Source organism: Flavivirga sp. 57AJ16 (assembly GCF_028736925.1).
Lineage (GTDB): Bacteria > Bacteroidota > Bacteroidia > Flavobacteriales > Flavobacteriaceae > Flavivirga.
In genome coordinates, this window is sequence record NZ_JAQZAT010000001.1 from 17,187 (window position 1) to 40,450 (window position 23,264).

Below are 23,264 nucleotides of genomic sequence, written 5' to 3' on the forward strand. Positions count from 1 at the left end.
AAAGGTGAGATTGGTTTTATGTCTTTTTACAATTTAGGTTCATCGCTGATTCTCAAGAAACTTATCCCTAATAACCAAGTCTATTGGTTTATTTTCGATTTTAGATTCTAACCATGAAATAATATCTAAATACAAGAAGGCACGACTTTGGTAAGGGTCATCTTCATATTGTTTTAATTTTTCATGAAGTTTGACAAACTCCCTTTTCACTTCATTTGGATAAATATCCCCTAAACCTCTTAAAAATTTAATAAATTCTTTTTGCACTTCATATAGGTCTTCCATTTTAATTAAAAACTTATAAGTGCTTCTTATTAAAACATCCAGATTATAGTCTAGACCTGCTTCGTAATGAGCCACAAGATTTAAAATTCTTGAAAAACACAATAAATCCTCGCGCATTTGTAAAGATTTATTACTTATTATTTTTTCTAAAAAGTAAATACACTTTTTATTCTCTCCTGCACCAAAATACATACTCGCTATTTTATAATAGAATACCATAATGTGGTGTTCATCAATGCGGTCTTTATAATCTCTTAGACGTTCTAATAGCTCGTCTATTAAAGGCAAACCTTTTTTAAAACTTCCATCAAAAAAATGGAGATTAAACTTATTATTATAGATGTACAAAAAAGCTAACCCATCTACATTGTCATCTACAGGAAACCATTTTTCTTTTGTAACCGCTTCTAAATTAAAAAGGGTTTCCTTAAATTTTTCATACTGCCTTAAATAAAATAAAGCTTCAAGTAAATAGTGGTTTCCCTTTAAAAAAAAGACAGGATTTAAAATAATCATATCCTTATTTCTATAAAATAAATCCACCCATTTAGAAGCATATTTATAGCTCGCTAAAAAGTCTGAGGTTAAAAAACTATACCACAAATAGGCTTTATACAACCAAAGTTTCTCTCTAAACCCTAATTTATTTATATCGTATTTTGGTAATCTGTTATTAAAATAATTAGTGACTCTTTTATTTTCTTTATCGTTTTTTATATAGCCCGTCTTTAGAAATAAACCGTATAACTGAAGCGACAAATTAGACAATTTACTAGCTATGACATTTTGCTGGCTTAGTTCTTTTGCCTGTACAGATAACTCGTCTGCCCTATTATTTAGGCTTCTGGTAATATATTGGGATTCAATTATTTTTTCTAGCTCTACAATTTCATAAGCAATGTTCTTTTCTTCATTGGCAATAGCCAAGCTTTTGGCTTTATCCAATATTTTCAAACTTTGCTTATAGAGTCCTTTATGATATAAAATAGTGGCAAAATCTAATTGTTCACGAATTTGAATCCTTACATTTTGATGGGAAGGGTTTAATCTTAAACTAATTAAAATTTGTTTATATAGATGTGCCTTTAAATTGGAAAGCTGTTGTTTTTTAACAATCCCTTTTTTAAGAATAACAGATTCGTCGTAGACGGAAAGTTTATCAAGAATATTAAAAAGTGTCAAGAATTTTGAATCTTCATTGACACCTAAACGACCAACATAAAGCTTAAACTGCCTCTTTTCTGATTTAGACAGCGACTTTATCAACACAAACAAATTATCTTTTTGCTCTCTTGTCATAGTTACAAAAACAACATTAATATATTGATTACCAATTTATTAAATAGGACATCCATGAGTTAAACATCGTAGAAATAAAAGCTTTAATTCTGCTTTTAGGAAACCAAAGTATAAATTCGTAGTACAATAAGAAAATATATTTTAAATAAATGTCTAATAATAACGTCCAAATTTTTGATACTACGCTTCGAGATGGCGAACAAGTCCCTGGTTGTAAATTAAACACTGAGCAAAAATTAATCATTGCAGAACAGTTGGATAATTTAGGGGTTGATATTATTGAAGCAGGTTTTCCAGTATCGAGCCCTGGCGATTTTAAATCGGTTGAGGCTATTTCTAAAATAGTAAAACATGCGACTGTTTGTGGCTTAACACGGTCTGTTGAAAATGATATAAAGGTAGCTGCCGAGGCATTAAAATATGCTAAAACACCAAGGATTCACACAGGTATTGGAACCTCTGATTCCCATATAAAATTCAAATTTAAGTCTACACAGGAAGCTATCATAGAACGTGCTGTAAAAGCGGTTAGTTATGCTAAATCTTTTGTTGAAGATGTAGAATTTTATGCCGAAGATGCTGGTAGAACCGATAACGAATATTTAGCACGTGTGTGCGAAGCTGTTATTAAAGCGGGGGCAACTGTTTTAAACATTCCAGATACGACCGGCTACTGTTTACCACATGAGTATGGCGCTAAAATTAAATACTTAAAAGAGAACGTAAAAGGTATTGACAAAGCCATTTTATCCTGTCATTGCCATAACGACCTAGGTTTAGCAACTGCCAATTCTATTGAAGGTGTTATTAATGGCGCAAGGCAAATTGAATGTACCATTAATGGTATTGGAGAACGTGCTGGAAATACTGCTTTAGAAGAAGTGGTCATGATCTTAAAACAACACCCCTATTTAAATCTGGATACTAGAATACAAACCGAAATGCTTTACGGTATTAGTCAATTGGTTTCAGATAATATGGGTATTTACACACAACCTAACAAAGCCATTGTAGGTGCAAATGCATTTGCGCACAGTTCTGGAATTCATCAAGATGGTGTTATTAAAAATCGTGAAACTTACGAAATTATAGACCCTAAAGATGTTGGGGTCACAGAATCTGCTATTGTATTAACAGCGAGAAGCGGAAGGGCTGCTTTAGCATATAGAGCAAAAAATATTGGGTACGAATTAACCAAACTTCAGTTGGATGATATATATATGAATTTCTTAAATTTTGCCGACAAAAAGAAAGAAGTTAATGATAATGATATCCATCAAATTATAGAAAACAGCAAAGTATATAGGGAAATTACTTCTGCTTAAAAATAGAGATTCCCACGTTACTGAAACAAGTTCAGTACATGTCGTGGGAATGACAAAAATGAATAAATGAAATGAAACTAAATATTGCCGTTTTACCAGGCGATGGTATAGGTCCTGAAGTTACAGCTCAAGCCGTCAAAGTCTTGAAAGCTATTGCTATGGAGTTTGACCATATATTTACTTTCGAAACCGGGTTAGTAGGTGCTTCTGCGATAGACAAAACAGGAGATCCTTTGCCAGAAGAAACTATAAGCATTTGCGAAAACGCAGATGCTGTTTTGTTTGGAGCCATCGGCGATGCAAAATACGATATAGACCCTAATGCTAAAATACGACCAGAACAAGGTCTCTTGGGACTTCGTAAAGTACTGGATTTATATACTAATATAAGACCTGTTATAGCTTATGAAGATTTACTGAACAAATCCTCATTAAAGAAAAAACAAATTAAGGACACCGATATTCTTATTTATCGTGAACTCACCAGTGGTATTTATTTTGGTGAGAAAAAACTAAGTGAAGATGGTAATACAGCATCCGATAGTTGTGAATATACACGTTTTGAAATAGAACGGATTGCTCATTTAGCATTTAAAGCTGCTCAATCTAGAAAAAACAAACTAACATTGGTAGATAAAGCCAATGTTTTGGTAAGTTCCCGTCTATGGCGTAAAGTAGTTCAAGAGTTAGCACCGCAGTATCCCGATGTAAAATTGGATTATCTATATGTAGATAACGCCGCGGTAGAACTCATTATTAACCCAAGACAATTTGATGTTATTCTAACCGAAAACATGTTTGGAGATATCCTATCTGAAGAAGCCAGTGTTATTGTAGGTTCTATAGGTTTATTAGCTTCGGCATCGATTGGTGACAAATATGCCATGTTCGAACCCATACATGGTGCTTATACAAAGGCAGCCAACAAAGGCATTGCAAACCCCATTGCATCCATTTTATCGGCAGCTATGTTATTGGATCATTTTGAACTGCATGAAGAAGCCGACCTCATTAGGGAAGGTGTGGATAAATCGTTAAAACTTCATATTACAACCCCAGACCTAAACACAAAATATAGTCATATAACCACCACTAAAGTTGGTGATTTTATAGAAGATTTTATAAATAACCCTGAAGAAACTAATTTAAATTTTACAAACATACATTTAGGACAGTCCACAATTATTTGATTATTTGAGTTAGTCACCAAATTAAAATTGTTGGGATTTACGAAAAGCACATCTAACCGATGTGCTTTTTTAATGCTCTTAACTAATGTGAATCTCGTTTAATACCATTTACACCTTGAATTCACCCAATAAAACACATCTTTTTGTGCTTTATTTCGTTATAAAAATAAACCAGAACTATAGCTATGCTTGATTTTTACGCCCATCTATCACAAAAAATCATCATTTTATTTTTTGATAAATTCAAAGTATAACTGGTATAAGAGTTAAAAATGTCACTTCTGTAAGGGGTTATACTAACTCGGGGACAACTTCGAGTTAAATTTCATAGAAATTTAGTGTCCAGAAACTAGAAATCTTCTTGTTTTCGACACATCAAATCATAGATTCGATAATCAAACTGGTAAAAATTTCAATTGACTTTTATCGACTCCTAGACATGTGTATGTTCTTATAAAATTAAATAAATTCTAACCTGGAAATTTATCACGTATTTTATCCAAACTCAAATTATGAATACTCCCAACATGTGTATGATGTTTAGAGGTATCCGGCACATAAGTCCCATCCTGTACTTGGCCTCCAATTTTTTGATATGCTTCTCTAAAGCTTTGTCCTTCAACAACCAAGGTATTGATATTATCAACGGTAAATAGATATTTATATTTATCATCATTTATATCAACATCCTTTACAATAACCTGTTGAATGGAATAATTAAAAATATCCAAGATATCTTTTACTTCTTCAAAAGCTGCAATGATATTTTCTTTTAATAACTGAAAATCCCTGTGATAGCCACTTGGCAAGTTATTGGTTATTAAAATCATCTCACTCTGTAAAGCTTGTATTTTATTACATTTCCCTCGAATCAATTCAAACACATCCGGGTTCTTTTTGTGGGGCATAATACTACTACCAGTTGTTAATTCATCTGGAAAGGAAATAAATCCAAAATTCTGACTCATATATAAACAGATGTCCATGGCAAAACGAGACATGGTATTACATAGACTCCCTAAACTGGAAGCTATCGTACGCTCACTTTTCCCACGGCTCATTTGTGCAGCTACCACGTTATATTTTAGAGTAGCAAAGTCCATTTCTTTTGTGGTTAACGCTCTATCGATAGGGAATGAGCTTCCATAACCTGCCGCAGATCCCAACGGATTCTGGTCGACCGTTTGAATGGCTGCATTTAATAAATAGACATCGTCTATCATGAGCTCGGCATAGGCAGAAAACCATAACCCGAACGATGATGGCATGGCTACTTGTAAATGTGTGTAACCTGGTAATACTTTATCTTTATAAGTTTCGGCCAATTCAAGAAGTGTTGCAAAGAACGTTTTTGTTTTTTCTTTTACTATACCTAGATTTTCTTTGTAGTACAACTGTAAAGCCACTAAAACCTGATCGTTTCTGGAACGTGCCGTATGTATCTTTTTACCAACGTCCCCTAAAGATTTTGTGAGTTCGAATTCTATTTTGGAATGTACATCTTCAAACTGAGGCTCAATAACAAACGTGCCGTTTTCTATTTGGGTTTTCAAAACCTTTAACCCACCTAACAATTCAACTAATTCTTCGACGGTAATGATACCAATTTTTTGGAGCATTTTAGCGTGTGCCTTGGATGCTATCACATCATATTTCGCAATATGAATATCTATTTCCCTATCATTTCCAACAGTGAACTGTTCTATTTTTTTATCAATTGATATGCCTTTGTCCCAGAGTTTCATTTTCTATACTTTTTTGTCATTCCCGTGAAGACGGGAATCTTTTATATCTTAATATTTCTATGGTGCTTGAGACCCTTCGACTGCGCTCAGGGTGACAACACGTTTCTATTTGTTTAATCGAAATATAGTTCAACAAACTTAAAACCAATATTTAAGACTGCTTCACTTCTAGAACTAAAATTTGAACTTGGACTATAATCCAGTCTATATTCTTGGTTCTATTTTCTTAATTCTTTTTTATAATACTCTTTCTAACAATTCAACATAAATTTTAATACCCTCTTTAATCTCATCCACATAAATAAATTCATCTGCCGAATGTGAACGTGTGCTATCTCCTGGCCCTAATTTTAACGATGGACAAGATAACACTGCTTGATCGGATAGTGTTGGTGATCCATATGTTGTTCTGCCAATGGCGATACCAGCTTTAACCAAATCATGATCTACAGGAATACTTGACGAATTTAAACGTAAACTACGAGGTGTAATGCTCTTACATGGTGACTGTTCTTGTAATATTTCTGCAATTTCTGCATTGCTATAGGCATCATTTACGCGAACATCTATGACTAAATCTAAATGTGCCGGTATAGCATTATGCTGCTTTCCTGCATTAATTTGTGTGACCGTTAATTTTACATCTCCTAGTGCTTCTGATCCTTTTTCAAATTTAAAATCCTTGAACCATTGCAATACCTCAATGGCATTGTAAAGCACATTATCGTCATTAGGATGTGCTGCATGGCTTGGTGTTCCAGAAACGACGGCATCAAAAACGACCAAACCCTTTTCGGCAACTGCTAAATTCATAAGTGTTGGTTCCCCTACAATGGCCACATCTACTTTTGGAATCACAGATAACATACTATTTAATCCATTTGGACCACTGCTTTCTTCTTCTGCGGAAGCGACAATAACGAGGTTGTATTTTAAGTCTTTTTGATTATAGAAATGAGTAAATGTAGCAATTAACGATACCAAACATCCTCCTGCATCATTACTTCCCAAGCCATATAATTTGCCATCTTCTACAATAGCTTTGAATGGGTCCTTGGTATAGCCACTGTTGGGCTTTACAGTATCATGATGCGAGTTTAACAATAATGTTGGCTTACCCTCATCAAAGTATTTATTAATTGCCCAAACATTATTTTCTGTTCTTTTATAATCAATCCCATAACGTTTAAACCAATCTTCTATATGCAACGCTGTTTGATCTTCTTCTGAAGAAAACGACTGTGTTTCTATCAGCCTTTTTAAAAGTGATATGGCATCGTTTGTTAATTTCTGTGGCGTCATGTTATAAAGTTATGGTTGTAAAATTATCATTTTCTTGGGTTAACATGGATGTATTTCCCATATTAATTGTGCTAACGCCATTATTTAAGGCATCGAAGCAATTTTCTAGCTTTGGTAACATCCCATCGGCAATAGTGCCTTGCTCTAACAACTCTGCATACAATTTTGTGTCGATATGCTTAATGACCGATTTTTTATCGTTTATATCTTCTAAAACACCATTTAATTCAAAACAGTAATAAATGGATGTTTCGTATAAATGACTCATGCCTACTGCTACTTGTGATGTAATGGTATCTGCATTGGTATTTAATAATTGTCCGTTACCGTCGTGCGTGATGGCACAAAAAACAGGTGTAAAATCGGCTTGCATTAATTTGTCAATAGATTCGTGAGCCACATGTTTAACATCGCCAACAAAACCAAAATCAACCTCTTTTACGGGTCTTTTATCTGATACGATACTATTTATATCGGCACCAGTTAAACCTATGGCATTGGTGTTTAAGGCTTGTAATTTGGCTACAATATTCTTATTGACCAGACCGCCATAAACCATAGTGATCACTTCCAAAGTTTCGGCATCGGTAATACGTCTGCCGTTTATCATTTTAGACTCAATTCCTAATTTTGATGCGATTAATGTGGCACGTTTGCCTCCACCATGTACCAAGATTTTCTTTCCTTCCAAGTTTGAAAACAGTTTTAAAAACGCCTGTAATGCTGAAGCATCCTCTATAATGTTTCCTCCTATTTTTACGATCGATAGTTTTTCCATGCCTCTCCCTCTGCCCTCTCCAAAGGAGCGGGAACTTTTTAAATTATTTTAAATCTTTCAGTATTTTTTTTAGCACTAATTGCGCGGCATAGGTTCTGTTGTTTGCTTGCTGAATCACCAAAGAACTATCGCTATCTAAAACCGCATCTTCAACAATAACATTTCGCCGTACGGGCAAACAGTGCATAAATTTAGCAGTACCCAATTTTTCTTTGGTAATCATCCAGCTAGGGTCTGTATTTATAATCTTTCCATAGTCTTCGTAGCTACTCCAATTTTTCACATATACAAAATCGGCATCTTTAAAAGCGGCTTCCTGATTATGGATTATAGGAGTGCTACCTACTATATTAGAACTTAAATCATAGCCTTCCGGATTAGCGATTACAAAATCAACATCCATTTTTTGCATCGCCTGAGCAAAGCTATTGGCCACAGCATGTGGTAAGGCTTTAATATGAGGTGCCCAACTCAAAACTACTTTGGGTCGCGATTTTTTAGCATGTTCTGAAATTGTTAGCGCATCGGTCAACCCTTGTAAGGGGTGTCCTGTGGCACTCTCCATATTCACAATGGGAACGGATGCATGTTCAACAAACGATCTTAAAACCTGCTCGCTTTCATCCTTTGCCCGATCCGTTAATGTTGGAAATGCTCTCACTGCAATAATATCACAGTATTGTGACACTACTGCCGCAGCTTCTTTTATGTGTTCTGCAGTACGACCATCCATAATAGTACCATCTTCAAATTCAATACCCCATGCATCACCGGACACATTCATAACGATAGGATTCATTCCTAAATTCAATGCCGCTTTTTGCGTACTTAGTCGGGTACGCAAACTAGAGTTAAAAAATAATAACCCGATGGTTTTATTTTTTCCCAGTGTTATATGTTTTAAAGGATCTTGTTTTAGGGATTTAGCTTCCTCGATCCATGATTGCAAGTTATCTATATCGTGTATGGAGGTGTAGTTTTTCATTGTTTGATTGTTATTTTTTATAGACCTGTTGCCTGGTTTCTTCTTTTTATTTTATTTTAGTAAACGATACTTTATTATGCATGGCGTTTAAGATGAAATTATCTTCCAGCCCATTTACAATCCATGTTTCTACATTTGATTGTTTTGCTACTGTAATGGCATCTATTTTAGATTGCATCCCTCCAGTTCCATGAGTTGATTTAGAATTTACTACTTGGTTTTTTAACTCGTTAAAATCGGTAACTAATTCAATAGTCTTTGGAGTACCATTCTCAAAGGACTCTTTAGTATAAATACCATTTGTATTGGTGGCTATTATAAATAGATCGGCTTTTAAAAGTGAAGCGGTCAAAGCACCTAATTTATCGTTATCCCCAAATTTAATTTCGTCGGTGGCTACCGTATCGTTTTCATTAATTATAGGGATATAATTATTGTTAACGAGTACATTAATGGTATTTACAATATTGGTTTTACTCTCTTGCTTTTTAAAGTCGGAATAGGACAATAAACATTGCGATGTTAGCAATCCGTATTCCCTAAAAATCTCCTGATAAATTCTTATAAGGTGTGGCTGGCCAATAGACGCTAAGGCTTGTTTTACAAAAACGTCTTTTTGCTTACTTTCTAATTTCACAAACTGTTTTGCCACTGCAATAGCTCCAGAACTCACTATAACAAATTCGCAGGTATCCTTTAATTGCGCTATTTGATTTGCAATATCTTCAATCTTACCCCTTGAAATGTTATTTGTTTCTTTGGTAAGCGTATTGGAGCCGACTTTGAGTAATATTCTTTGCTTCTTCATGGTTATCTTGTTTGTCCATTTCCATGAACGTACCATTTATTGGTGACCAAATGCTGTAAGCCTATAGGCCCTCTTTGGTGTAATTTATCTGTACTAATCGCCAACTCGCCTCCCAAGCCCAATTGTCCACCATCGGTAAAGCGTGAGGATACATTATGATAAACGGCAGCGGTATCGACATTCTCCATAAATAATTTCGCTTCCGTTTTGTTGGTGGTTACAATAACCGATGAATGTCCGCCAGAGTATTTATTTATCATGGCAATAGCTTCTTTATTTGTAGCGACCTCTCCAATAGCGATCTTATAATCCAAAAACTCCTCAAACCAAGTCTCATTGGATGGTATGGCAGTCACCTCATCAAATGCACAGATATTTTCGTCTCCTAAAATTTCAACATTAAATGCTTTTAGTCTGGAAATAAGACTTTCTATAAAATCTTTTTTATTAGGCAGGTTTTTATCTATGATAACTTTATCAATGGCATTACACGCCGATATTTTAGCCGTTTTTCCATTCACAATAAGATCTAATGCTATTTGTTGATTTGCTTCTGGATGTACATATACAAAGTTATTCCCGCGCCCACTAATGATGACGGGACAGGTTGCATGCTGCTTTACAAAGGCAATTAATCTTTCACCGCCACGAGGTACTATTAAATCAACTTTCTGTGTTGGTTTCTCTAAAAAAGCTTGTGTTTCTGTTCTGTTGAACTGTAAATATTCCACCCAATCTGTTGATGCATCATTATCCTTTAAAGCTTGATGCCACAGTTCTACAATTTTTAAGTTTGACCTTAACGACTCCTTACCGCCTTTTAATAATATTTTATTACCCGATTTAAAAGCAATACCTGCGGCTTCAACCGTCACATCGGGTCTGGATTCGTAAATGATCATCACCGTTCCAAAGGATGCTGTTTTATTATAGACCTGCATCCCGTTATCATGTTTAAAACTAAAACGTTCTACACCAACAGGATCGTCTTGAGATGCTAAATGCACGACCGAGGCAATCATTTCATCTACCTTGGCATCATCCACTTTTAATCTATCGTACATCGAAATATCATCTCCACTATAAGCTTCTAAATCAGTTTTATTGATAGCAATAATGACGTTTCTTTCTTGCTCTAAAAGCATCGCCATTTTAAGCAGTACGGCGTTTCTTTTTTCTATGGATAATAGGGTGTTCATCTTATTTCGTATTCAGTGTTCAGTATTCAGTGTTCAGTGACGGTTAGTAGTTGGTCTTTTAGCCGCTTGTGAGATTTCTTCTTTCGTCGAAATGACACATTAACTTGATCCTTATTTTATACCGATGCTTCAATTTCTACTACCGTCTTGATTAAAGCTTTAAAAAATTGATCTACGTGTTCTTTTTTAATGGTTAACGGTGGTAAAATCCTTAACAACTTTTTATTGGAGGCTCCACCAGTAAAAATATGTTCATCATAAATAAGTTTCTTTCTTAGGTCTCCAACTTCAAAATCGAATTCCAAACCAATCATCAAACCTCTTCCTTTTATATTCTTTATTTGTGGAATTGCTTTCGCTTTTTCAATAAAATACTCGGAAATATTATTCGTGTTTTCGATAAGATTTTCTGTTTCCATCGTATTTAAAACTGCCAACCCTGCTGCGCATGCTAAATGATTACCTCCAAAGGTTGTACCTAACATCCCATATTGGGCTTCAATATCTGGGTGAATTAAAATGCCGCCTATTGGAAAACCATTCCCCATGCCTTTCGCCATGGAAACAATATCTGGTGTGACATTATAATACTGAAACGCAAAGAATTTCCCTGAACGCCCATAACCACATTGAATTTCATCTGCTATAAACATCGTATTATTGGTTTTACAGAGGACATCTACTTGTTCGAAAAAATCTGCAGTTCCCTGATCTAAACCTCCAACTCCCTGAATAAACTCCACTATAACGGCACAAACATCTCCTTTTTCCAATTCTATTTTAACACCTTCAATATCATTTAAAGGCAAAATTGTGACCGCTTGTTGTGCATTTATCGGCGCAATAATCTTCTGGTTATCGGTTGCCGCTACAGCCGCAGATGTACGTCCATGAAACCCATTACTAAAAGCCACAATGCGCTTCTTACCTGTTTTAAAAGAAGCTAATTTTAAAGCATTTTCGTTGGCTTCTGCTCCCGAATTGCATAAAAACAATTCATAATCTTTACACCCAGACAGTACTTCAAGTTTATCCGCCAGTTGTTTTTGTAATGGATTTTGAATGGCATTGGAATAGAATCCCAAAGTGGTGACTTGATGGGTAATGGCCTTCACATAATTTGGATGCGCATGCCCAATAGAAATGACGGCATGGCCTCCATAAAGGTCTAAATATTCGATTCCTTCGTTATCGTAAACAAACATGTCCTTCCCTGAAACTGGGGTGACATCATATAATGGGTAAACGTCAAATAATGGCATTTTAATTCTTTTTAATTTGATTAATTTTTTCGAACGATGCATTGATCCCTTTAATAAGCGATGAACTTAACCCTTGATGTTCCATTTCATTTAACCCTTCAATGGTACATCCTCTTGGCGTAGTAACTCGATCTATTTCTTCTTCTGGATGCTTACCAGATTCTATAAGCAAACTAGCTGCTCCAAAACAAGTTTGCATCGCTAGTTCATGTGCTTCATGTGCTTCAAACCCCAATTGGATAGCCCCTTGGGTTGTCGCTCGGATTAAACGCATCCAAAAGGCAATACCGCTGGCACAAATAACCGTTGCTGCTTGTAATTGTTCTTCTGGAATTTCCATAGAGCGACCAAGGCTATTAAAAATAGACTTCGCTAATTCCACTTTAGATTTTCCTTTTTCGTTGGTAGAAATACAGGTCATGGATTGCCCAACAGAAATCGCCGTATTTGGCATGGATCGAATAATATACTTATCGGTTCCAACAATCGCTTCCATTTTAGAAATAGAAAACCCTGTAATTACGGAAATCAAGACATGATTTTCTTTTAATAGTGGGGCCACATCTTTTAAAATAGCTTCAAAATGGCGCGGTTGAACTGCAAAAATTATAATTTCTGAATTTTTTACAGCTAAGACATTATCTGATGTTAACGTAATCCCTTCTATACCTTTAAACTCTTGAAGTGTAAAAACACTTCGCTTTGTTAGGTACAATGATGATGTCGCTTTTGTCTTTATCAAGCCTTTTGCTATAGCTTGCCCCAAGCTACCCGCTCCTATTATTGCTACTTTCATAAAATATACTTTTTTTCGTTATTCTCTTTGGCGTTACCCTAAGGATCGCGCTTTTCGCTATATCTTTTTCTCGTTACTCAAAAAAGGATGCCGCTGCAATCGCTAACGCTCCACTGTTATCTTTAATCCTCCCCTAGCCCCTCCTAAGGAGGGGAACGCTTACTCAAACTCTTTTTCTTGTTCCTCCACTTTGGGGAGGTTAAGGTAGGGATTAAAAATACGTCGCTTTTAATTTTAGCCCTTCGGTTTCTTCTAATCCAAACATTAAATTCATGTTTTGAATGGCTTGGCCCGAAGCCCCTTTTAACAAGTTATCAATGATACTTGTAACCAACAATTTATTATGATGCTTATGTAAATGTACAATACATTTATTTGTATTAACCACTTGTTTTAAATGGATGGCTGCATCTGAGACAAAAGTGAACTTGGCATCTTTATAAAAGTCTTTATAAATCGAGATGGCTTGCTCAACAGTCCCTTCAAAATCCGTATAAAGGGTCGCAAAAATCCCTCTTGAAAAATTCCCTCTATTTGGCATAAACAAAATCTCTGAGGAAAAGTTACTTTGTAACTGTTTTACCGATTGATTAATTTCTCCCAAATGCTGGTGGGTAAATGGTTTATAATACGAAAAGTTATTATCTCGCCATGTATAATGCGTTGTTGCCGATAGTGAAGTTCCAGCCCCTGTAGCGCCAGTCACCGCATTGATATGCACATCATTATTTAATAAATTCTTTTCGGCCAATGGCAATAACCCCAATTGAATAGCTGTTGCAAAACAGCCTGGATTTGCAATATAATTAGCAGACTTAATAGCTTCTTTTTCTAATTCCGGCAAGCCATACACAAAGCTTTTACCATTAAAAACCTTATCTTTTTCCAACCTAAAATCATTTCCCAAATCAATAATCTTTGTAGTCCCTGAAAACGTATTGTTTTCTAAAAACTTGACTGAGTTACCATGACCTAAGCATAAAAACAGCACATCGACATCTGGATTGATAGTATCAGTAAATTTTAAATCTAAAGAACCGATCAAATCTTGATGGATATGACTAATTTTATTACCGGCATTGGATGTACTGAAAACAAAATCAATAGTCGTTTTTGGATGATTAATTAACAGTCTCATTAGTTCCCCTGCCGTATAACCTGCGCCACCTATAATTCCTACTTTTATATTTTCCATTTTTAGTTTTATTTCCTATTCTAGATCTGCTAGGTTTTTTATTCTTGGATTGTGGATTCCACCTCAAGTGCAGAATGACAAAACGATTTCAACCTGCTTATCATTTACGAGTTTACTTGTTGATATATCTTATTTTGGTTTCCAAAGATTTTAATGAATCCTTTGGCTTCATCTGCGGTCCAACCTTTGTTTTCCTCACCATAGCTTCCAAATTTAGCACTCATCAAATCATGATTAGAAGAAATACCATCTAAAGTAAAGTGGTATGGTTTTAAACTCACCGTTACGTCTCCACTCACTTTGTCCTGACTGCTTTGTAAAAAGGCTTCCATATCACGCATTACAGGATCTAAATACTGCCCTTCGTGCAAGTGCATGCCATAAAAACTTGCCATGTACTCTTTATGTTGTAACTGCCATTTAGTAAGTGTATGCTTTTCTAACAAATGGTGTGCTTTTATAGTAATTATAGCTGCAGCAGCTTCAAAACCTACACGCCCTTTTATCCCTACAATGGTATCTCCCACATGAATGTCTCTACCTATAGCATAAGCAGAAGCTAAATTGTTTAAGGTTTCTATATTTATTTCTGGATCGTTTTCAATGCCGTTTACCGCTACTAGCTCTCCCTTTTTAAATGTTAGCTTTACTTTTTCTTCTTCGGTATGCTTTAATTGCGAAGGATATGCCTCACTTGGCAGGGGCTTCTCTGAAGTCAAGGTTTCAGATCCACCAACACTGGTTCCCCAAAGTCCTTTATTGATTGAATATTGTGCTTTTTCCCACGACATATCAATATTATTGGCTTTTAAATAGTCAATTTCTTCTTGTCTGGTTAATTTTTCATCTCTAATTGGTGTGATAATTTGTATTTCTGGTGCCAGCGTTTGAAAAATCATATCAAACCGAACCTGGTCATTTCCTGCTCCTGTACTACCGTGGGCAATATATGCTGCGCCTATACTTTTAGCATATTCAATAATTTCGATAGCTTGAATAATGCGCTCTGCACTTACCGAAAGGGGGTACGTGTTATTTTTTAATACATTTCCAAAGATCAAGTACTTTACCACTTTTTGATAAAAGGTAGCCACAGCATCTATATTTTTATAGGTTGTAACCCCCATTTTATAAGCATTCGACTCTATGTGCTCAATTTCTGTTTTTGTAAACCCGCCTGTATTAACACTTACCGCGTGTACATCGTACTCTTTTGACAAACTCACTGCGCAATATGAAGTATCTAAACCTCCACTATAAGCGATGACTAATTTTTTCATGTGTTTATATTTAATTTTTTAAGTGACTTGTAACATCCATATCATCATATTAATTTTTAAAAATTAATATGATGATAAATGTTTCATCTGTCTGATTTATTATCTTTTTTTAAAAACATGGTTTCCTTAATATGCTTTAGCCTATTAAAAACCTTTTCTTTTATTATTTTGTGTTTCTTCTTACCTGCTACCTTGGGATCGTACAACATCCCTGTACATAAACACATCTTTCGATTAGTTCGTGTTAATACATCGTAATTTTGACAGGTCTGACAGCCATCCCAAAAGGACTGATCGTCTGTTAATTCTGAAAAAGGTACTGGTTTATAGCCCAAATCGCTATTTAGTTTCATCACAGCAACTCCTGTGGTTATACTAAACACTTTGGCATCTGGAAATTTGGTTCTGGAGTGCTGAAACACCTTGTGCTTAATTTTTTTGGCTAAGCCTACACCTCTGTAGTCCGGATGCACTATCAATCCTGAATTGGCCACATATTTACCATGTCCCCAAAGCTCAATGTAGCAAAATCCAGCAAATTTATCACCATCTAAAGCTATAACCGCATTACCGTTCTCTAACTTTTTTGTAATGTATTCCGGGGTACGTCTGGCAATACCAGTGCCCCTTACTGCAGCAGATTCTGCTATTGTTTCGCAAATAATTTCTGCGTATTTAGAATGTGATTTATCGGCAATAACAACTCTCATTGTCTTGATTTTGAATTAACTATTATAAAATATTTTCTGTTGAAAAAAGAACCGGACTCACCTGTGTTCCAAATAAGAAGCGCACCCTTATGGGCGACGGGGAAAAAAGCGAAGCTCACCACAAGAAATTATTGCAGTTGAAGTGAAATATAATGATATGTTTAATATATCTGTAAACATCCTTATTTTTAGAAAGGTAAAAGTATTATTTTATTTTTTATGACAAAAATGAATTACCTAATTTTTAACAAATATTATGAATTCCTAAGACAATAAGAACTTTTCTGTAAGAATTTATAAAATTATTATGCTTTTTTATGGTTTTTTAAAATGGTATTACCCAACAAAAAAGTGTTCTTATTTTTAAATGGCAATGCCAACCATGTCTCATTAGAAATGGTATGGCATTGCAAATATCACTTGAAAGGATAGAGTAATCTGTATTTTTTTTTATGACCTACGAATAAACATGCTTAAAACCAATAGGTTTGTTTGTTATTCGAGCTCCCTTACCCAAATATTACGATAGCTTACCCCACTATTGTCACCATGGTCCTGAAGCATTAACGGGGCTTTACCATGTGGTTTGTTTTTAGGCCAACCAATGTATTCTGTAGTCCCTTTAATCTCTACATGATCCTGAATTAATACATTGTTATGAAGTATTGTGACGGTAGCCGATTTTGTTTTAATACCGTTAGCATCAAATTCGGGAGCATGATAAATAATGTCGTAGGTATTCCATTCGCCCGATGGCACAGAAGCGTTAGCCAATGGCACATGCTGTTTATAGATGGCTCCCACTTGGCCATTTACATAAGTATCGTTATTATTGTTATCAAGCACCTGAATCTCATAACGTTTTTGCAAAAACACACCGCTATTGGCTCTGCTTTGACCAGTGCCCCTTACATCTTTAGGTGATCGCCATTCTATGTGTAACTGTACACTTCCAAAACTACGTTTAGTTTGTATGCTACCTGACCTATCCTTAACAGTCATGCTGCCGTCACCATTTAACAACCACTCAGCGCTGCTAGAACCGTTGTCCCCCACCCATTCATCTAAGTTTGAACCATCAAAAAGGACAATCGCATCAGAAGGGGCTGCGTCATGATGCCCTGGAATTACGGTTTTTGGCTTAGGCTCATAAACCTCTGTATCCTCTGGCTTTGTAGGCTCTATAGCCGATGCTGCATCTCCGCCCTGCTTTTGTGCATATGCAGAAAATGATAAACAAACTCCTAAAATTACTAGAATATACTTCATATGACTCACTGTATTTAAAGTTCCTTAATTTTAATATTTCTGTACCAAACTTTATCGCCATGATCTTGAAGGCCTATATGTCCTGTTCGGTATTTTCCAAAACCTTTCCAGTTTTTAAACTTTGACCTTGCAACCATAGCGTCCCAAGCTTCGCCATGAACTGCAAATTCGGCGATCACTGTTCCGTTTAATGTGACACTTCCGAAATTTAATTTATGATCCACCTTAATTAAACAGGCATTCCATGTTCCTGCTGGCTTACAGACATCGCTAGTGGGTTGCACCATGTCATATAATGCACCTGCTTGATGATAATTAGGATTTGCTTTGGCATCAGGATGTTTTTCGTTGTCTATTATTTGAATTTCCGGTCCTGTGTGATAGGGTTTTGAAAAGGTTTTATCTTCAAAAACACCCCAAAAAACACCACCATTACCCCTTTCAGAAATCTTCCATTCTAGCGATAAAACAAAATTGGTATATTTTTCTTTTGTAATGATATCTTTTCCACCATGTCCTCCTGGCGTAAAGACCATAACGTTATCTTTAATTGACCATTCTGAAGGCATACTATCTGATAAATAGCCACGCCAATGATCGAGAGATGTTCCATCAAAAAGGGGGATCCATTCTTCAGTCATTTTTTTTTCAACAACTTGAGCGGTCTCTTTTTGTAGTTTACAGGAAACCGTAATAAGCAATGTAATTAGTAGATAGGTTAATGATTTCGCAGGCATTAACTTTAAGCGTTTTAAAATCATAATTTCGCATTATATATGTTCATACTTAACTAATCAAATTCCCTTCATCATCCCATTTTGCAATATCGCCTCTATTGGATTGATCTACACATTTAGCCAACCAGGCCTCCTCGTATTCAAATCCATGTTTTTTAAGAACCTCTTCGGGGACGCCATCCCAAATATTTGGCGTATTCCCTTTATATCCTAACTCTTTGATACCTTCTTTTGACGTGTAAAATCCTGTGAGCGTTAAATTACGTATTCTTGTAAAAAATACTTCTCCTTGTATAAGCTCTGGCTTTGTTTTTTCTGGATAGGCTATTCGATCACAAATATCATATTGTTCCTCGTTCGTACATGCTATAAATTCTTTGTTATACAACTTGTTGCTAAAACTATCCAGCCACATAATACCGCCTCTTAAAGGTATTTGTTGGTCTTCCATATCTCTAACAATAAAATCTATAAACTCCTTTACACCTGCTTCTGTAGCGGAAACATATGGATCGCTCTTGGGAAGTATAATATCACACAAAACGGCTATTGTGGCGAGCTCGTGCTCATTAAAAAAATCGGATTCAAACAATTCCTGATCTCTTAAGATTTCCTTTTCAGTTCGACCATAGAGGGGCGTTTCTTTAACCTCAGGTAACCCATCCACAGATGATGTTTTTGTCGTACATCCATTTATTACCAGCCCTGTGGCTACAGAACCTAATAATATTGATTTAATGCTATCGCGTCTATTCATATGTACAATATATTAAATATTTTGTTTTTTCAGTTCACTTACAATATAATCACAGGTTCTCCATGACAAAGCCAATATGGTCCATGTTGGATTTTTGTCTGCTTGTGATACAAAAGGGCCAGCGTCCACAATAAAAACATTATCAACATCATGTAATTGTTGATACTTATTGGTAACCGACTTTTTAGGATCGTCTCCCATCCTTGTTGTTCCAACTTCATGTATAATCCTTCCTGGAGCTAACAACCCATAATCATCTTCTTTACTTGGTCTATCTCCTAATGCTTCTGCACCCATACCATCAAAAATTTCTTCAAATGTTTCGTGCATATGATTTGCCTGCAGTTTTTCATATTCACTCCATTTGTAATGAAACCTCAATACAGGAATCCCCCATTCATCGACAACATCGGGATCTATCTCACAATAATTACTTTCCACCGGAATACTTTCACCTCTGCCGGCAAGCCCTATAACTGATCCATAAAATTTCTTAACATCATTTCTTAAAGCATTTCCATAGCCTCCAACTTGACCTCCAACAAATTTATTTAAAGCATTGGCATCAAATCCAAATCCATAAGAGGGCATCCCTAGTCCGCCCCAAGATTCAATATGATAGCCTCTGGGGAAATTTAGTTTCTTATCGTTGCCCCACCAGGGTGTATATACATGCATCCCTCCTACACCGTCTTCGTTATAAGTCTCTCTATTCATTAATTCGGGAACAAATGCCATCCGATTAGTACCTGTAGAATCGTGTAGGTATTTACCAACCAATCCGCTACTGTTTCCCAGTCCATCTTTATGAACCTTACTTTTAGAATTTAACAAAATCCTTGCGGTACTACATGCCGAGGCTGCCAAGACAATTACTTTGGCATTTAATTTGTATTCTTTTCTATCTAGCTTATTAATAAAAATAACACCAGTTGCTTTACCGGAATCGTCTGTAACAACCTCTCTTACCATAGAATCTGTATAGAGTTTAATCTGCCCTCCAGATTTTTGTGCTGGAAATATCAAGCAAGATCCTGACGAAAAATCGGCATAGACACTACATGATCTACTACATTGCCCACAATAAAAACAAACCCCTCTACTATCATTAATGGGTTTTGTTAAAATTGATAAACGTGAAGGGTATACAGGTATATTAGCCTTTCTTGCCCCTTTAATATAATACATTTCATGTAGTCTTGGCTTTGGTGCTGGCAAAAAGAAGCCATCAGGGTCATTGGGTAAATTTTCCTTACTTCCAAAAACACCAATAAGCTTATCCACCTTGTCATAATAAGGCTTAACATCATCATAAGAAATAGGCCAGTTATCACCTAAGCCATCTATACTTTTTCTTTTAAAATCCAATGGGCCAAACCTTAAGGAAATTCTTCCCCAGTGATTGGTTCTTCCTCCTAACATTCTGGACCTAAACCAATCAAATTCTGTTCCGTTTTTTTTTGTATATGGCTCACCTTCTATATCCCATCCTCCATAAGCAGCATCAAAATCGCCAAAAGGCCTTGTTGTTGAAGCACCTCTTCTTGGCGATTCATAAGACCATTTTAGTTGTGTTCGTGACACGGGGTCTGCAGGATCATAAAATGGTCCAGCTTCTATTACTGCTATGTTTAAACCTGCTTCAGAAAGTATTTTAGTAGCCATACCTCCACCTGCGCCAGAACCAACAATAATAACATCGAAAGTTTCCGGAGATTCTTTAATTTGCATAATGTTAATTTATTTATAAAGATTGTTATAATCCAAGTATTTTCTTTAATTGTTCTTTATCTGTTTTGCCACCGGCAAAATCGTCAAACCCTTTTTCTGTAGCTTCAATAATATGCTCTTGAATAAAAGGCGCCCCTTCTTTAGCGCCTTGAGCAGAAGATTTTATACAGCATTCCCATTCCATAACCGCCCAAACATCGCATTCGTACTTTGTTAATTTAGAAAAAATACTCTTAAAATCCACTTGTCCATCGCCTAAAGACCTAAATCTCCCTGCTCTATCTTTCCAACTTTGAAAACCACCGTACACACCACTTTTTCCCGACGGATTAAATTCTGCATCTTTTACATGAAACATTTTAATAAACTCGTGGTAATAATCAATGTATTTTAAATAGTCTAATTGTTGTAATACAAAATGGCTTGGGTCGTACAATATATTAACACGTTTATGATTTCCCGTGGCTTTTAAGAAACGTTCAAATGTTACACCATCATGTAAATCCTCTCCAGGGTGTATTTCATAACAAAGGTCTACCCCATTATCCTCAAAAACATCTAAAATAGGAAGCCACCGTTTAGCTAATTCTTCAAAACCCATTTCTACCAATCCTTTTGGTGCTTGGGGCCATGGATACATGGTATGCCAAAGTAACGATCCAGAAAATGTGGCATGTACTTTAATACCTAAATGCTTACTGGCAATTGCAGCGTTTTTAACTTGCTGTACTGCCCAATCCGTCCTCTTTTTAGGATTGTTTTTACAATGATCTGGCGCAAAATTGTCAAACATTAAATCGTATGCTGGATGTACCGCAACGAGCTGCCCTTGTAAATGGGTTGTCAGTTCAGTTATTTCCAGGCCATAAGACTGTACTTTCCCTTTTAACTCATCGCAATAGGTTTTGCTTGACGCCGCTCTATCCAGATCTATTAAACGAGATTCCCAAGTGGGAATTTGTATGCCTTTATACCCTAGACCTAAAGCCCACTCACACATCCCATCCAAACTATTAAATGGCTTATTATCCCCTGCAAATTGTGCTAAAAAAACAGCAGGTCCTTTTATTGTTTTCATGTATCTTTTATTATTGTTTTTTAAGATTCCCAGTGCCTAATACCATTTCTAACTTAAAATTACTTACTAATACCAAATAAACTTCAAAATAACTGGTTAAATCCGTTTAGCTCACTATCTTTTATTTTTATAATTGGTGTTCTTGAATCTTCGATTTCTATTTCCTTTATATTTCAATAAAAAACATATCCTTAACTAGGCTATGCTTATGTTTTTTATCTCTTCTAATGAAAATATAATTCAAATTTATTTCCTATCATTTTAAAATTCATTTGGTATAACATTTGCCCTTTTTCGCCTATGCTTCAAAATAAAAATCCTCGGGGCAAGGCAGACCCACGAAGTATTCAATCGAAAACTTCGACAAAAAAATAGGCGCATTATTTTTCAAACTTTGTCCATGCCGCATTGTTAGCATCGCTTTCTACTGCTGCATATATAAACCTCATGCCCCGGACACCATCTTTTACTGTTGGATAATCTGGCTTCTCAATGGTTGCTCCATTTAAGACAGCCATTAAATGGGTTGCGAAATTTTTATAAATGGTAGCAAAAGCTTCCAAGTAACCTTCTGGATGCCCCGCCGGAATTCTAGATACATGCAATGCTTCAGGGTATAAATTGTTTCCATTTGATGTAAAAACCTTAACAGGGGCTCCAAGCCAACGTGTTATTAATTGATTTGGATTTTCCTGGTGCCATTCTAAACTTCCTTTATCACCATAAACTTTAATGGCCAAGTTATTTTCTTCGCCTAAGGCTATTTGAGAAATAGACATCGTGCCTTTTGCGCCATTTTCCATACGAAGTAACAAATTACCATCATCGTCTAAAATTCTTCCTTCTCCAAACTTCCCTAAATCGGCAGCCAATTCATCAATTTTTAAGCCTGTAATATATTCTACCAGATTTTCAGCATGGGTTCCAATATCACCTAACGCACCACCAATTCCAGAACGTTTTGGATCTACCCTCCAGGAGGCTTGCTTATTATCTGTAGACTCCACTGCTGTAGACATCCAACCTTGCAAATACTGCACTTGAACTTTTCTAATAGTTCCCAAGTCGCCATTAGCAACCATCGCCTTGGCTTGCTTTACCAATGGGTGTCCTGTATAATTATGTGTAAGGGCAAATAATTTTCCGCTTTTACTCACTATTTTTTCCAAGGCAATTGCTTCTTCTAACGTTAAAGTCATTGGCTTATCGCAAACCACATGAAACCCATGCTCTAAAGCTAGTTTTGCTGGCGGAAAATGCATGTGATTTGGGGTTACAATAACCACAAAATCCATACGCTCATTTTCGGGAAGCGCTTTTTCTTTTAAAATCATTTCTTCATAACTCCCGTAGCATCTATCTTCGGGAAGGTACAAGGCTTTTCCTGATGTTATTGATTTTTCCGCATTACTGCTAAAAGCACCACATACCAAATCTATCATTCCGTCAATGGATGCCGCTTTTCTATGCACATCTCCAATAAACGATCCTGCTCCCCCACCGATCATTCCCATTCTTAATTTTCTAACCATA

At 35.9% G+C, this 23,264-nt stretch carries 20 protein-coding genes; 2 read left to right on the forward strand and 18 right to left on the reverse strand.

Going from position 1 to position 23,264, the window contains the following annotated elements; translation table 11 throughout:
• Positions 1 to 39 precede the first annotated feature (39 nt).
• On the reverse strand, positions 40 to 1,584 hold the full coding sequence (locus PQO00_RS00040; RefSeq protein ID WP_274182771.1) for a hypothetical protein: 1,545 nt from the start codon (positions 1,582 to 1,584) through the stop codon (positions 40 to 42).
• Positions 1,585 to 1,733: 149 nt separating this feature from the next.
• Between PQO00_RS00040 and PQO00_RS00045 the strand changes: the two genes are divergently transcribed.
• Together PQO00_RS00045 and leuB are read left to right on the forward strand one after the other, a co-directional pair.
• Positions 1,734 to 2,909, forward strand: a complete 1,176-nt coding sequence (locus PQO00_RS00045) for a 2-isopropylmalate synthase (RefSeq protein WP_274182772.1) — start codon at positions 1,734 to 1,736, stop codon at positions 2,907 to 2,909.
• A 71-nt stretch (positions 2,910 to 2,980) separates the two neighbouring features.
• On the forward strand, positions 2,981 to 4,099 hold the full coding sequence (gene leuB / locus PQO00_RS00050; protein ID WP_274182773.1) for a 3-isopropylmalate dehydrogenase: 1,119 nt from the start codon (positions 2,981 to 2,983) through the stop codon (positions 4,097 to 4,099).
• A gap of 470 nt (positions 4,100 to 4,569) precedes the next feature.
• On the opposite strand, the gene argH is transcribed toward leuB, so the two are convergent.
• The 17 genes from argH to PQO00_RS00135 all read right to left on the reverse strand — a co-directional run bounded on the left by argH (position 4,570) and on the right by PQO00_RS00135 (position 23,263).
• The gene (gene argH / locus PQO00_RS00055; RefSeq protein WP_274182774.1) at positions 4,570 to 5,844 is read right to left on the reverse strand and encodes an argininosuccinate lyase; all 1,275 of its coding nucleotides are present in this window, start codon (positions 5,842 to 5,844) and stop codon (positions 4,570 to 4,572) included.
• A 237-nt stretch (positions 5,845 to 6,081) separates the two neighbouring features.
• The gene (locus tag PQO00_RS00060; RefSeq protein WP_274182775.1) at positions 6,082 to 7,146 is read right to left on the reverse strand and encodes a M20 family metallo-hydrolase; all 1,065 of its coding nucleotides are present in this window, start codon (positions 7,144 to 7,146) and stop codon (positions 6,082 to 6,084) included.
• Between the two features lies 1 nt (position 7,147).
• The gene (gene argB, locus PQO00_RS00065) at positions 7,148 to 7,924 is read right to left on the reverse strand and encodes an acetylglutamate kinase (RefSeq protein ID WP_274182776.1); all 777 of its coding nucleotides are present in this window, start codon (positions 7,922 to 7,924) and stop codon (positions 7,148 to 7,150) included.
• Positions 7,925 to 7,967: 43 nt separating this feature from the next.
• Entirely contained in the window at positions 7,968 to 8,909 is a 942-nt protein-coding gene (locus tag PQO00_RS00070) for an N-acetylornithine carbamoyltransferase (protein ID WP_274182777.1), read from the reverse strand.
• A gap of 46 nt (positions 8,910 to 8,955) precedes the next feature.
• Positions 8,956 to 9,717: a glutamate 5-kinase gene (gene proB, locus PQO00_RS00075; protein WP_274182778.1), complete on the reverse strand. Its 762-nt coding sequence runs from the start codon at positions 9,715 to 9,717 to the stop codon at positions 8,956 to 8,958.
• A 2-nt stretch (positions 9,718 to 9,719) separates the two neighbouring features.
• Entirely contained in the window at positions 9,720 to 10,916 is a 1,197-nt protein-coding gene (locus tag PQO00_RS00080; protein ID WP_274182779.1) for a glutamate-5-semialdehyde dehydrogenase, read from the reverse strand.
• A 116-nt stretch (positions 10,917 to 11,032) separates the two neighbouring features.
• The gene (locus tag PQO00_RS00085) at positions 11,033 to 12,178 is read right to left on the reverse strand and encodes an aspartate aminotransferase family protein (protein ID WP_274182780.1); all 1,146 of its coding nucleotides are present in this window, start codon (positions 12,176 to 12,178) and stop codon (positions 11,033 to 11,035) included.
• A gap of 1 nt (position 12,179) precedes the next feature.
• On the reverse strand, positions 12,180 to 12,974 hold the full coding sequence (gene proC / locus PQO00_RS00090; RefSeq protein WP_274182781.1) for a pyrroline-5-carboxylate reductase: 795 nt from the start codon (positions 12,972 to 12,974) through the stop codon (positions 12,180 to 12,182).
• 211 nt (positions 12,975 to 13,185) lie between these two features.
• The gene (gene argC / locus PQO00_RS00095) at positions 13,186 to 14,169 is read right to left on the reverse strand and encodes an N-acetyl-gamma-glutamyl-phosphate reductase (RefSeq protein ID WP_274182782.1); all 984 of its coding nucleotides are present in this window, start codon (positions 14,167 to 14,169) and stop codon (positions 13,186 to 13,188) included.
• 104 nt (positions 14,170 to 14,273) lie between these two features.
• Positions 14,274 to 15,449: an argininosuccinate synthase gene (locus tag PQO00_RS00100; RefSeq protein WP_274182783.1), complete on the reverse strand. Its 1,176-nt coding sequence runs from the start codon at positions 15,447 to 15,449 to the stop codon at positions 14,274 to 14,276.
• Between the two features lie 83 nt (positions 15,450 to 15,532).
• The gene (locus PQO00_RS00105) at positions 15,533 to 16,159 is read right to left on the reverse strand and encodes a GNAT family N-acetyltransferase (protein ID WP_274182784.1); all 627 of its coding nucleotides are present in this window, start codon (positions 16,157 to 16,159) and stop codon (positions 15,533 to 15,535) included.
• A gap of 495 nt (positions 16,160 to 16,654) precedes the next feature.
• The gene (locus tag PQO00_RS00110) at positions 16,655 to 17,428 is read right to left on the reverse strand and encodes a DUF1080 domain-containing protein (protein WP_274182785.1); all 774 of its coding nucleotides are present in this window, start codon (positions 17,426 to 17,428) and stop codon (positions 16,655 to 16,657) included.
• A gap of 14 nt (positions 17,429 to 17,442) precedes the next feature.
• Complete coding sequence (locus tag PQO00_RS00115) at positions 17,443 to 18,189, reverse strand: DUF1080 domain-containing protein (RefSeq protein WP_274182786.1); 747 nt, start codon at positions 18,187 to 18,189, stop codon at positions 17,443 to 17,445.
• Between the two features lie 25 nt (positions 18,190 to 18,214).
• Positions 18,215 to 18,922 (reverse strand): gluconate 2-dehydrogenase subunit 3 family protein, encoded by a 708-nt coding sequence (locus PQO00_RS00120; protein WP_274182787.1) that lies wholly within the window; start codon positions 18,920 to 18,922, stop codon positions 18,215 to 18,217.
• A gap of 12 nt (positions 18,923 to 18,934) precedes the next feature.
• A complete protein-coding gene (locus PQO00_RS00125) occupies positions 18,935 to 20,653 on the reverse strand; it encodes a GMC family oxidoreductase (protein WP_274182788.1) in 1,719 nt (572 codons plus the stop codon).
• A 25-nt stretch (positions 20,654 to 20,678) separates the two neighbouring features.
• On the reverse strand, positions 20,679 to 21,731 hold the full coding sequence (locus PQO00_RS00130; protein WP_274182789.1) for a sugar phosphate isomerase/epimerase: 1,053 nt from the start codon (positions 21,729 to 21,731) through the stop codon (positions 20,679 to 20,681).
• Between the two features lie 380 nt (positions 21,732 to 22,111).
• Complete coding sequence (locus tag PQO00_RS00135) at positions 22,112 to 23,263, reverse strand: Gfo/Idh/MocA family protein (RefSeq protein WP_274182790.1); 1,152 nt, start codon at positions 23,261 to 23,263, stop codon at positions 22,112 to 22,114.
• Position 23,264: the final 1 nt, after the last annotated feature.